The 11,963-nt window shown below is 55.9% G+C and carries 11 protein-coding genes; 3 read left to right on the top strand and 8 right to left on the bottom strand.

Annotation, left to right across the window (positions count from 1 at the left end):
* Position 1: 1 nt before the first annotated feature.
* From P8935_RS21390 to P8935_RS21410, 5 genes are all read right to left on the bottom strand, one after another.
* A complete protein-coding gene (locus P8935_RS21390; protein WP_348262338.1) occupies positions 2–328 on the bottom strand; it encodes a hypothetical protein in 327 nt (108 codons plus the stop codon).
* Between the two features lie 149 nt (positions 329–477).
* The gene (locus tag P8935_RS21395; protein WP_348262339.1) at positions 478–1,674 is read right to left on the bottom strand and encodes a glycosyltransferase; all 1,197 of its coding nucleotides are present in this window, start codon (positions 1,672–1,674) and stop codon (positions 478–480) included.
* A 16-nt stretch (positions 1,675–1,690) separates the two neighbouring features.
* Positions 1,691–2,851 (bottom strand): hypothetical protein, encoded by a 1,161-nt coding sequence (locus P8935_RS21400; RefSeq protein ID WP_348262340.1) that lies wholly within the window; start codon positions 2,849–2,851, stop codon positions 1,691–1,693.
* A gap of 208 nt (positions 2,852–3,059) precedes the next feature.
* Positions 3,060–4,163 (bottom strand): TIGR00730 family Rossman fold protein, encoded by a 1,104-nt coding sequence (locus tag P8935_RS21405; RefSeq protein ID WP_348262341.1) that lies wholly within the window; start codon positions 4,161–4,163, stop codon positions 3,060–3,062.
* A gap of 3 nt (positions 4,164–4,166) precedes the next feature.
* Complete coding sequence (locus P8935_RS21410; protein ID WP_348262342.1) at positions 4,167–4,508, bottom strand: hypothetical protein; 342 nt, start codon at positions 4,506–4,508, stop codon at positions 4,167–4,169.
* A 228-nt stretch (positions 4,509–4,736) separates the two neighbouring features.
* On the opposite strand from P8935_RS21410, the gene P8935_RS21415 reads away from it, so the two are divergent.
* Positions 4,737–5,276 carry a hypothetical protein gene (locus tag P8935_RS21415; protein ID WP_348262343.1) on the top strand — a complete coding sequence of 180 codons (540 nt, stop codon included), beginning with the start codon at positions 4,737–4,739 and terminating at the stop codon, positions 5,274–5,276.
* Between the two features lie 4 nt (positions 5,277–5,280).
* On the opposite strand, the gene P8935_RS21420 is transcribed toward P8935_RS21415, so the two are convergent.
* Complete coding sequence (locus P8935_RS21420; RefSeq protein WP_348262344.1) at positions 5,281–6,168, bottom strand: ThuA domain-containing protein; 888 nt, start codon at positions 6,166–6,168, stop codon at positions 5,281–5,283.
* A 51-nt stretch (positions 6,169–6,219) separates the two neighbouring features.
* Positions 6,220–7,002: an ankyrin repeat domain-containing protein gene (locus P8935_RS21425; protein ID WP_348262345.1), complete on the bottom strand. Its 783-nt coding sequence runs from the start codon at positions 7,000–7,002 to the stop codon at positions 6,220–6,222.
* Between the two features lie 267 nt (positions 7,003–7,269).
* On the opposite strand from P8935_RS21425, the gene P8935_RS21430 reads away from it, so the two are divergent.
* Positions 7,270–9,075, top strand: coding sequence for a hypothetical protein (locus P8935_RS21430; RefSeq protein ID WP_348262346.1), 1,806 nt, complete (start codon positions 7,270–7,272; stop codon positions 9,073–9,075).
* A gap of 93 nt (positions 9,076–9,168) precedes the next feature.
* Here P8935_RS21430 and P8935_RS21435 read toward each other — a convergent pair whose 3' ends face one another.
* Positions 9,169–10,077, bottom strand: a complete 909-nt coding sequence (locus P8935_RS21435) for an NADP-dependent oxidoreductase (protein WP_348262347.1) — start codon at positions 10,075–10,077, stop codon at positions 9,169–9,171.
* Positions 10,078–10,110: 33 nt separating this feature from the next.
* Here P8935_RS21435 and ggt point away from each other — a divergent pair, with 33 nt between their 5' ends.
* The gene (ggt, locus tag P8935_RS21440; protein ID WP_348262348.1) at positions 10,111–11,961 is read left to right on the top strand and encodes a gamma-glutamyltransferase; all 1,851 of its coding nucleotides are present in this window, start codon (positions 10,111–10,113) and stop codon (positions 11,959–11,961) included.
* Positions 11,962–11,963: the final 2 nt, after the last annotated feature.

The raw sequence follows: 11,963 nt of genomic DNA on the forward strand, positions 1-11,963 counted from the left end.
TCTAACTCTGCAAATCTTCGCCGAGAAGCTTGAGCAGCGCCTGGGGTTTATGGCTGTCCACGACAAAGTCCACTTCCGGCCTTGATTCCTCCGCAAATGGACTGGCGAGAACGATGGGCTTGCCTGGACAGAACTCCCGTACATCAGCGAGAAGACCTGGCCACTTATGCAGCTGCCTCGCGTGGACAAGTACTGCATCGACATTGGGAAACCTCTTTAACAGATCCATACCATCGCTTGCGTTATAGGCAGTCAGTACGTTGTGTTTGACGGTCTCGACCACGAGCTTTCTCGACGACAGTCCTTCTGGCTGTTCTTCTTCGATCATCAAAATGACGAGTGATCTCAAACTGCTCTCCTATAGCGAACGTGAGGCTTTTACCCAGGTAGTGAGAAACAATCGCCGTCTGAGAGGTTGGTCGCGATTTTGATTTAAAAAAGCCGACCATTGACAGAAAAGGACCGGCAATTGCAGGGTCAATGCACCCAAGCGATTTGGGGGATACAACCAAGGTATTTGTACGCCGAGTAAACTCCCTCAAAAATCGAATCCCAACTTGCTGTTTGTGCGTGACTTCGCGCAGCCGTGCGCATTTGTTCGTGCAGCATAGGTTTTTCGATGATGTCGGCGATTACTTTGGAAAACTCCACGTCCGGTGCAATGCGCCCTGTGACGCCGTCACGAATGATCGTGGATGGGCCGCCATCGGGGGTCACAATGCCGGGCACACCGCTGGCGAGAGCCTCGAGCACTACGTTGCCAAAGGTGTCGGTATGCGAAGGAAAGATGAAGAGGTCCATGTTAGCGTAGGCCTCCGCCAGCGCTTCTCCCTTGAGTACCCCGGCAAACTGTGCGCGAGGGAGATGTTGGCGCAGGTTCTCTTCTTCAACTCCGCCGCCAACTATCAAAAATCGGAAGCTGCGATGGATTCTTTGTTCCAACTCACGCTGTACGGTCGTCAACAGCGCAACGTTCTTTTCTATTGACAGCCGGCCGACGTAGCCGAGAATGAAGTCGCGGTCATTTTCGCGCTGCCTGCGCCTTTGCGGGTGAAACAAAACGGAGTCCACGCCGCGCTGCATCAGATGACACGGTCGGCCGGTTTCCCGTTCGAGCATTTGGCAGAGATCGGGGCTTGGCGCGAAAAGCAGATGCGCCGACGAATAGAAGTCTGTTGCTATAACCAGGGCGAGATCTTCGATCGTCTTGCCTGTCGCTTCAGAATAGTCATGCGGCAAAAGTCGCAACAGCCGATGCGAGCGGCGCGCTGCATATTCGTGCAGATTCGTGTGCCAGCTTGCGGCCAATGGCAGATTGTAATGCCGGGCAAGGGCAGCTCCCAATATGCCCATTTCGCTCGGTCCAGTGATGTGGATGAGATCAGGCTCAAAGCGTTCAAGCGCATCCATGATCGTTGGAAGATGACGCGCGTATGCCGGATCAAAACTCAAATCCTTTTCCAGTGGGATGGAGATGGGAGACCGCGGAAGTTCCAGCGACCAGAGTTCTCCGTTTATTTCTAACGATTCGGATCGTTGCCCGGCACGCACGCACAGGAATGGCAGACCTCTTCTACCCGCAAATGCTTCAAATTGGCGGCTGGTATGGGCGACTCCGTTCACCTCGTGAAACGAGTCGGGGAAGAATGCCACGCGCGGACCTTGCTCGGTCATGGATTCTTTGGTCTACTCAGCCTTCCGGTTCGCCCAGCGCGACGCGCAACTGGCTGTCTTCGTTCCACGCCAGGCGCAGGCTGCCGGAGACCGGGCCTTGGCCAAGCATTTGAACAGCCTTGATGGTCCAGTGGATTGAAAATGGTGCGCGACCGTTGGGCCAGATCTCGTTCAGCGGTCGCATGACCCCGTTGGCGTCAGGGTGATATGCGCGCTCGTCCCACGTGCGAGAGCCTTGCGGAAAATCGGGATAGTCGCGAATCGCATCAAGGGTGGATTGCAGCAGGCGATGTTTCCACGGCTCTGCATATTGCGGCATGAAAAGCACGTTACTCAGGCGCTGACGGCGGATTTCGTGCACAAACTCAGTGAAACTGGTCGCATTGGTCAGGTTGATGTTGGCGTTTGGTTCCACGCCGTGTCGGTCGCCACCGCTTATCAGCAGCATGTTCCACTGCTGGGCGAGGCGGCGTACGGAGCGATTTTCTTCCCAGTTGCGGAGTCCATTCAGTTCCAATGCATGAAGGAACGCGCCGTATTTCTGCAGGAACTCATTCACAAGAAACTGGTGCTTTTCTTCGCCGACAAGAAAGAGGTCCCACATGGGGTGGTTAAAGACAACGAGAACATTTGGCTCGTCGTTCAGGGCTACCAGGATTTCTTTGAGGCGCGCTTGTTTCGGATTGGCCGTAAACTCCGCCAGAGTGCGCATCCACTGCTTCGCGGAGTTTGAGGGCAGATTGTGAACGCCGATATGGAAGTCCTGGACACCACCGTAGGGCACGCTCCACTCGACGGAGACCGGGATGCGGCGTGCGCTGGGAATGGTGCGCAGCAGCATGGGAGCTTCAATGTTGTCGTGGTCGGTGATGGAGACCATCGAATTGAGATCGAGGTCTTCAATCTGCCGGCTTTCAAGATCGAAGGCAAGCCTCGGCGTCATGGGCGGAGTCCAATAGGCTGCGGCGTAGTTCACGCGCAACCCGAACTTCTCCTGTGCACGGCGCTCCAAACGCGCAAGTATCGGACGGATAAGGGAGTACTTATTGCCAAGATTCGCCAGGAAATCCAGCGTCTCTTTAGACTGGTTGGTGTGGCTGTGCAGCGAGACGCCGGTGCAGAACCCTTTGAATGCATTCTGGTCGCGCCACAGGTACGAAACGGTCGAAGTGGCCATTCCCCCTCCTCATTCGCGATCTGACTTCGGATTCTTACAGTCCAGTGTCGGATCCGCCCGTCAATGGGAGGTTAAGAGGAGAATAATTGCACTTCAATTTGTGCAAGCATACAGGAGGTTAACAGAACAAAATCGCGCCTTCAAAGCACTAACACGCAACGTCTTAGTTGCGCTTTAGGCAACCGGTCAGTTGCAAGTTATCGAGGAGCTATTTGCTGGTTTTTGCTATCTCGGGTCCAAGAAAATCATCGAACGTCGATCCATGCATGATCTCCTGGGGCGACTTCTCGGCAGCGGCATTCGCTTCGGGGATGAGATAGTTTTCAGTCAATCCCTGGCGCAGCAGTTCAAAGGCATCTTCGGGAGTATCGGCATATTGAAAGAGCTCGATATCCTTTGGTGAGATTGCACCGGTCTCGACGAGGGTGTCGATGTTGAAGACCTTCTTCCAATAATCTGACCCATACACCACAACCGTGATCTTCTTCGCGAGCTTTTGCGTCTGTGCCAGGGTGAGAATCTCGAACATCTCATCGAGCGTGCCGAAGCCACCTGGAAAGACAACTAGCGCCTTGGCGAGGTACGCGAACCAGAGTTTGCGCATGAAGAAGTAGTGAAACTCGAAGTTGAGCGAGGGGGTGATGTAGGGATTGGGCGACTGCTCGAAGGGCAGACGAATGTTCATGCCAATGGTCTTGCCGCCGGCTTCGTAGGCGCCGCGGTTGGCGGCTTCCATAATCCCGGGGCCACCACCGGAGGTCACTACGAAACGATGGCGGCGGGATGGAATCTTGGCGGCCCAGCGGGTAAGCATTTGCGATAGCCTGCGGGCATCTTCGTAATAGCGGGCCATGGCTACGGCTGCGACGGCGCGTTTGCGCTGCAGATCAGTGGCCTTGCCGGCGGCGATATCCGGCACGCTGGCTGGCTGCTCATTGCTCGGTGCCGGGTGGCGTGAACCGGTGTTGTCGAGCAGTTCAAGTGCGTGGTCAGCTTCTTCCCGTCCACGAAAACGCGCGGACCCGAAGAACACTACTGTGTCTTGAATATGCTCGCGGCGGATGCGTGCTAGCGGTTCCATGTATTCGGAGACAATGCGAATGAGTCGTCCGTCAGGTCCATTCAGGAACGATGGATTCTCGTATGCTAGCGGGGCGGAGGCAAGCGCGGGCGGTGCACCATTGGGAGGCAAAGTTGCGGCAGGAACCGGCCCGCTCGATGACTGGTCTGCCAGCTTTTCTTCAGCCGAGATATTTACCTGATTCGCCGTATCTGGCTGCCCACTCTTCGTTCCCTGATCTTCCGCGCTCATGGCTTACTCATTTCGATGCCGGATGGCGTCTTGCACCGCAATCCAGATATTCAGCAATCCCAGTCCTGAGATGATGCCGCGCACCGCGCCGTTTGCTGCGTAAATCGAAAGCGTCGGGTATTGCACGAAAATCGGGTTCTGATCCCAGAAAAGCTGCGACCACGGAGCATAACAGATCGCAAGACCGATATACATCCTCAATAGAACCCGCAGATAGAGCTCAGTACGCACCAGCCAATGGGGAATACGCTGCTGCGGAACAAATTCAGCTGCCGGCTGCAGGACATTCGGGTCCGGTGCGGGACGGGTCAAGTTTTCGGGGATCGGCGCTGGGCTAGGGGTCATGCTGGGTGATATGAATTCCGGCTGGTTTGCCATTCTCCAGGGCTCGTGACGCTGCCCCCGAATTCTTGCCGCTTATCCAGCTCAGGGACGCCGTACTCAAACGGTAACACAGTGTGCGTTGCGGCTGGCCACCAGCAGCTTGGCAGTTTGGATGCCCGTCATTGCGCAGCGAACGGTACCGGGCGTATTTTGTTGCTGTACGCAGGTTCGAACAGCCAGGAGTCTGCTATGAAATCCCTCGCCACTGTTCTCGCTCTCCTCGTCAGTCCATTGACGTTAGCCGCGCAAAACGTCGTGAAGAACGACCAACCTGTCGTGGTTATTAGCGGAAGTGTGCTGGGAAACAATTGTCCGATCGGGATGCATGCCAGTCAGGGAGTTTGGGACCACACCATTCGGGTTCGGCAGGGGCAGCAGGAGCAGATGATGCAGCCTTTCGGCCAGCGAATCTTTCTCTCACTTGTGGATCAAAATCCTGCCCCGATCATCTCCGCAACTGTGAAAGTGCGCGGCCTGACCGGCAAGAACCGCATGCTGCAGACCGAGTCTGTTGGAAGCGTGAACGGCGACGGAATGAAGGTCATGAGAATCACCTTTGTCCAAAAACAGGACGGCGTTTTCAGCGATCTTTACGTACCGGGATTTACCTCAGTGAGTTCGATCGAGTTGCTTGAAGTTTCATATGAGGACGGCAAGGTCTGGAAGATTGGCGATTCCGGAGTCTGCCGCGTGAAGCCCGACGGGATGATGCTGATTGCCAATCATTGATGGCCTATGGAGTCGCGCTGGTAGCGGGACGCGGGTGCGAGGACGTGCTGCCATCCGTCATCCCCAGGGCCCACTTGATCGCTTCAAAATACATTTTGCGAATGTCGGGATCCTGCCAAGCCTCTTCGGTGTGACCGAGCGTCGAATAGAAGACGCGACCCTTGCCGTACATCTTGCTCCAAGCCACGGCGAAGTCATGGTCGGTGCGGTGAACGCGTGGGTTGTTGTTGTAGTCCAGACGGCCGGGATCGAGGCTGAGCAGCACGTTGACCTTGTCGCGCGACCACGCCTTGGGCTGGTAGATCTCGTCGTATTTCACGAACGCCTTGGGAAAGTGGCTTACCGCTGGAAAATCCGGAGCTTCGTTGATGATTGGCGCGTTGAAGGTCATCCACGGGTGCTGATCGAACCAGCCGCCGATCATTTCCCCGTATTCCGGCCAGTTGTAGTTGGTATCGAGCGCGGCGTGAATTCCGACAAACCCTTTGCCATCGTCGTGGACGAACGACAGCATATCGAGCTTCTGATCCGCATCCATATCGAGTTCGCCGGTGGTGCTGGTGAAGACGATCAGATCGAAGTCGTTCAGACTTTTGGCATTCCTGTCGAGATGCTTTTTTGTGAGGAGTTCAGTATCGGTGCGCAGGGTCGCATCCCACAGGCCGCTCTCCTGGCCCATGTTGTACACGGCGACCATGGCAGCGCTTATTGAGTCATGCTCGAAGCCCTTTGTCTGTCCAATTACCAATACCCGCTTGACATGGCCTTGTTTGGTGCGGGGCACTGGCGGAAGCGCACCCTGACCAAACGATAGGGCCGATGCAACGAGGCAAAAAATCACCGCCATAAAAACGCAGATTGCGCTGACTGAACCAATACGGACTTTGGGCACGAAGGACTCCTTCGCAGTCCATTATCGGTCAGCAAAATGCCGCAGCAAGAATTACTCGTGTGCACCGTGTTTTTTCAGCAGGTCAGCCCACTTGTGATCGTCCATCTGGAGGGCGTACGTCAAGGGACGGTGCTCGCTCTGGTCCTTTGCATTCACGTCCGCGCCGCGATCGACGAGGATCTGAATCATGCTTCCGTATTGCAGGTGCAAAGCTGCATCAAGAATCGTATCTCCGTAGGCGTCTGCGGAATTCACGTTTGCACCTTTGTCTATAAGAAACTTGACGTCGTCGGGCTGATCGCGGAGAACAGCGAAAAACAGTGGTGTGGCGCCGCTTGCCGCCTGGGCATTCACATCGGCGCCCTTGGCAACAAGCAACTGCATCAGTTCCTTATGCCGGGTTGCGAACAGGCACAAATCCAGTGGCGTGTAGCCGTTTTTATTGTCCTTTACGTCGACGCCATGCACGCTGAGAAGACTCACCGGATCTTGATGGTTATTTGATGAAAAGACGCTCCATAGGTCACCGGGTGTGAAAGCTCCGTAGCCGTTCTTTGCATTCACATCGGCTCCAGCGTCGATCAGGGCCTGGGCAGCAGCCATCTGGCCATGGAGGCACGCCACATGCAATGGAGTGTCGCCGTTCTTATCCAGATCGGCGACAAGTTTGGGATCCGCCTGAAGAAGAGCCTTGATTTTGTTGGCGTCGCCCTTGCGCGCCGCATCGTGAATTGGACCGCAAAACGCAGCTGTGGATCCGCCGAAAAAGACTAGAAGAGTAAAGAGTTGAGCGCTCCGCGTGAGGCGGGAACGGAAAAATGCATACGTTTTCATTAATTCTCCGCTGTGGAAGTGGGTTCAAGAAGTCGAGTCAAGTTTACCCGAAAGGGCAATGGGAAGAATTCGAGCCCCTTGTGTGTGTAACCGAACTGCCCCATATTCGGCTGATGAGGGCGAGGGGATCAGGTCAGCCCGTAAACACCCAAAGTAATGTGACATACGTGTTACCAAAGTCCCACCAGGGGTTAACTTGAGTACCGAATTCACGGTACGATGTTCGGAAGCCGGAGAATCTTAGCTGTCAGTTAGATGGAGCCAGACGTGAATGCATCGCAAGCCACAAAATACGGTCCGAGCGTAGTCGCCGAGACGCTTCGCAGCCTGTCGGATCATGCCAAAGTTTGTCACGAAAAGATCGATTTACTGGAAGCAGGTCAAGGCCTCAATCGAGGAGAAGTTCTCTTTGAGGTCGGAAGGCTGCTGGATGCATGTCAAAACCTACGAGACGCAATTCTCTCCGAAGACAGCGCGGCTAGCTGGTCAACTCGCACCGAATTAGGCGCCCTGGTCAACCGGCTCGATGACGCTGCGGCGAAGAGACGCATCTATCTGGATCTTGCCGGAGTGCTGGCCGCCGGAACAATTTCGCATCGTCGGGAACGTACGCGCTTGGAGCGGATGGCTCTCCGTGACAAGGCGGTCGCTGAACTCATGGAAGTATCTGAGCAATCGGCACCACCGGAGTTGCCGGGGCCAGACGCGAAAAACTGGTTGGAATGGGCATGCTCCCTGGAAGACGAAACCCATGAGCCCGAACTGCGCAAGTTGAAAGACGGATTTCCGCGTCTGGACGATTTCGTACGCCAGTTGGAAATCGACTGGTGGCATGACGGTCCCTCTCGGGAATCCACCGAAAAGCGTTCCACTTCGAAGACCGCTCCGGCTACTCGAAATGGTTCCAATGGCACGCGCTTGGCCGGAGATGGAAACGGAAACGGTTCTCTGAAGCAGTTTGCTGTCGGGGAAAAGATTGCGGTGGAAGAGTCTCCTCTATTTATTGCGGAGAAAGTTGACCCGCTGCCAGTGCTTGAATCACCAGCAATTCAAGAGAAGGCGGAAGTAACCCAGGTAGTTCATGAAGCACCGGCCGAAACCGGGGTGTTGACGCTTGCCGCTGTTGACGAGAGCCCATTTGCCGAAGAAGACGCTGTCGAGCTTTCAACAGACGCGCTCAGCCCTACCAGGAAGGGAAAAATTTCATTCTTTCCATGGGAGCAGGTTGAGCAGTTCATGCGACGCATCGAGAGTGGCAAGGTTGAACGCAAGGATGCACGTACGATTCGCGCTCTGCTGGCAGTCTCCCATTGGCTTGAGCCAAAGGATCAGAACCCGATGACCCATGCCAAATGCGGCATCAGGGCACTTACAGAGTACCCCCCAACCACGGAGCCGGTTTATGTCGCTCCGGGCGATGTGATGCAGTTCATCACGCAGGAAGACGGTTTACCTCTTCTGACCGGCGGAGCTGACCTGCTGCGCTGGGGTCTGTTGCAGCCCTCGGAGCGTAATTTTCAAGGGGTCGCATCGGTGCGGCGCTTCACTGTTGAACATCTGCGGGCGTGGTTCAGCGATCTGTTCAGGATTGCCCTCTCAGATAAGCAGATTGAGGACATCTTCAACCTGACTTCTGGTATCCCGTACCTGGTCGGGGAACTGCACAAGCTGATCGTCCCGCAGCCGGACGAGCCACCAACATGGCTGGGTCTGGCGAGATGGATGGAGATCAAGGCGCAGTTCGAAAAGCAATTGCCGCAATATGCGCATGAACTGAAGAAGGGCATTCCTGCAGTGCGGCTCACCGATCGCGAAATTTCGCTGCTCAATATGGTGGTGATTGCGAGCGGCGATTCGACGGCGGAAACGATCGTTGCCAACCTGTCTGACAACTGGGAGAAATATCAACATCCTGAGTACCGCGCTTTGAGTTCAAGGGACGAAGTGAGCGTGGCAGTTCTGCTGGAGCTTGGGTTGTTGCCAAGGCGGAACGTGATGGGTGGCGCGCCGTCAAAGGCCCTGTTGCCTGTCAAGCAGGATGATGCAATCCGCAAGATCGCCGAATTGCTGTAACGCTCGATAGAACCTGGAATACGAAATGGGGCAGACCAGGCATTACGCCGTCTGCCCCATTTTCTTGTTTGAGAATAAGTGCGGATTCGCTGTTCAAGGGACAAGAATTATCTTTCCGTGAACGCCGCCATTCTCCGCCAGACTTTGCGCCTCGCCGGCATCCTGCAGCTTCATTGTTCGAGCGATGGGAATGGAGAATTCGCCTCGTGCAAACTCATCCGCCAGTTCGTAAAGGCGAGAGGCGTCTGGGGCAGCCATCATGGCCTCGACGTGGATCTTATAGTTTTGCGCGCCTTCAGGACTGCCCAGAACTGAACCCAGTACGCCACCTGGCCGAATCGATTTGAGGAGGCGTTGAATTGTCGTTCCACCGACCGTATCGGCGATGGCATCGAGATCATGAAGATGCCTGACATCCTCTTCGCTGTCGAGCGCGACCACTCCGTCTGCCGACAATGCTGCCGCCTCTTCTTTTTCGCTGCTGCGTACACCGGCGAGCACTCTCACCCCGTGTTTTCGCGCAACATGAACCGCGGTTCTCCCCACGCTTCCAAGCGCACCTGTGACAAGCACGGTCTGTCCGCGTTGCGGCTTCACAGCGCGTTCAATCAGCTGTGTCCCCGTGGTCAGCACCAGCGGCAGCGCTGCGGCTTTTTCAAAGTCGAGGGCTTGCGGAATTGGAGCGAGCACGTCGGCCTTGGCGACGGTGTATTCGGCATAGGTGCCGTTGGCCAAGGCCATCACCCGCATTCCTTTCGGAAAGCCGGTGACATTGCGGCCAGCCTCAACAACCTCTCCGGCGAGATCGCGTCCCAGAATTGCCGGAAATTCGAGAGGCATGCGCGCCTTTGCGGCGCCGCTTCTGAGCTTGAAGTCGATAGGATTAACGCTGGTTGCTCTAACCCTGACGAGCACTTCGGCATCGCCGTAATTTGGAACATCGATGTCTTCGTAGCGAAGCTGTTCCGGGCCGCCATATTGGTGCAGCACGATCGCTTTCATGCTTAGTTCTCCTCAATTTGAAATTGCAGTTTCTTGCGGGCACGGAAAATCTTCTCCAGCGCCGGACAGTTGTCCGATGCCCTGATTCCCGGCCGGGTTATCCTGTCGACAGCTATGCAGAGCCCGTATCGCTTCCCCGCCGTTTTCGCCCTTGCCATCACCTTGCCGTTCGTCTTCTCGTGTTCAACCCTGACCTGCGGGCAGGAGGGCACGTCTAACGAGCTCTCCTATCGTGGGGAGCAACCTGTGAGCGCGCAGCACGGCATGGTTGTCAGCGTGCATCATCTCGCCTCCGACGCGGGAGTCGACGTTATGCGGGACGGGGGCAACGCCGTAGATGCAGCAGTAGCCACTGGATTCGCGCTTGCCGTTGTTCATCCAGTAGCCGGGAATCTTGGAGGAGGCGGCTTTCTGTTGCTGCGCAAGCACGACGGTAAAAGCACGTTCATCGACTTCCGCGAGAAGGCGCCGCTTGCGGCAACCGAGACGATGTACCAGGACGCCGAAGGTAAAGTTCTTCGGGACGACAGCGTGATTGGCTACCGCTCCATCGCTACGCCGGGGTCGGTGGCGGGACTGGTGTATGCAGAGAAGAAGTACGGAAAGCTTGGCCTGAAACGCGTCATGGCGCCGGCTATCAAACTGGCACGCGATGGATTTGCGCTTTCTTCCGAAGAGGCGCACGAGTTGACCGACCACGATCTTACTCGCTTCCCTGCTTCACGCCTGCTGTTTCAGCGTGATGACAGCTTCTATCACGCGGGCGAAACTTTCCAGCAACCTGAACTGGCACGCACGCTTGAAAGAATTGCGGCCGATCCCGATGATTTTTATCACGGGAAAATGGCGCACGAACTTGTGGATGATCTCAAGAAGGGCGGTGCCCTCCTCACGCTGGAAGATCTTGCGCAATATAACGTAGTCGAGCGTGAACCGGTGGTCGGGACATTCCACAATTACACGGTGATCAGCGCGCCTCCCCCGTCGTCAGGAGGAGTTGTACTGTTGAGTGCATTGAACATTCTTGAGGGCTACGACCTCGCCAGTCTCGGCGATCGCTCCGCCGCTTCGATGCACCTGCTTACCGAGGCTTATCGACGCGCCTATATGGATCGCGCTGATTATTTGGGCGATCCGGATTACAACCGAATTCCGGTAGCCGAGCTCATCGCGAAGAAATATGCCGATGCGTGGCGTAAGAGTATCTTGCCGGACAAGGCCAGCCCCAGCGCCGACCTCAAACGCCCGCCGGATTTTCTCCCCCCGGCGCCGACTACCGCGGGTAAGCGGCACGAGTCTCCAGACACTACGCACTATTCCGTGGTTGACGCGGAGGGAAACGCAGTCTCGGTGACAACGACATTGAATGACGGCTTTGGTTCGCACGTGACGGCAGGATCGCTTGGCTTTTTGCTGAACGATGAGATGGATGATTTCGCCGCCAAGATGGGCGTTCCTAACATGTTTGGCCTGATCCAGGGACCGGCGAACGCCATAGCGCCCGGAAAACGGCCGCTGAGTTCGATGACACCGACGATTGTGCTGCAAGATGGGAAGCTTCGCTATGTGCTCGGAAGTCCCGGCGGCGCGCGCATCATCACTACGGTCGCGAATATCTTTCTTTCTGTAGCGGATGGGGGCTTGAATATTCAGGAGGCTGTCGATGCTCCGCGTTTTCACCATCAATATCTACCGGACAAGCTCTACCTGGAGCCGGGCTTCAACGCAAAGACGATTTCCGAGTTGAAAGAGATGGGTTACGCCGTCGAGGTGAGGGACGGCCATTGGTCGAATGGCGAGTGTATCGCTGTCGATCCGAAGACGGGGGAACTCGCTGGAGGACAGGACCATCGCAGCCATTACGGCAAAGCGGCTGGCTACTGAGC

Source organism: Telmatobacter sp. DSM 110680 (assembly GCF_039994875.1).
GTDB lineage: Bacteria > Acidobacteriota > Terriglobia > Terriglobales > Acidobacteriaceae > Telmatobacter.

What these genes read in the sequence shown, in the direction of transcription:
- P8935_RS21390 (WP_348262338.1), bottom strand. Translation starts at nt 328, where the DNA reads ATGATCGAAGAAGAACAGCCAGAAGGACTGTCGTCGAGAAAGCTCGTG.
- P8935_RS21395 (WP_348262339.1), bottom strand. Translation starts at nt 1,674, where the DNA reads ATGACCGAGCAAGGTCCGCGCGTGGCATTCTTCCCCGACTCGTTTCAC.
- P8935_RS21400 (WP_348262340.1), bottom strand. Translation starts at nt 2,851, where the DNA reads ATGGCCACTTCGACCGTTTCGTACCTGTGGCGCGACCAGAATGCATTC.
- P8935_RS21405 (WP_348262341.1), bottom strand. Translation starts at nt 4,163, where the DNA reads ATGAGCGCGGAAGATCAGGGAACGAAGAGTGGGCAGCCAGATACGGCG.
- P8935_RS21410 (WP_348262342.1), bottom strand. Translation starts at nt 4,508, where the DNA reads ATGACCCCTAGCCCAGCGCCGATCCCCGAAAACTTGACCCGTCCCGCA.
- P8935_RS21415 (WP_348262343.1), top strand. Translation starts at nt 4,737, where the DNA reads ATGAAATCCCTCGCCACTGTTCTCGCTCTCCTCGTCAGTCCATTGACG.
- P8935_RS21425 (WP_348262345.1), bottom strand. Translation starts at nt 7,002, where the DNA reads ATGAAAACGTATGCATTTTTCCGTTCCCGCCTCACGCGGAGCGCTCAA.
- P8935_RS21435 (WP_348262347.1), bottom strand. Translation starts at nt 10,077, where the DNA reads ATGAAAGCGATCGTGCTGCACCAATATGGCGGCCCGGAACAGCTTCGC.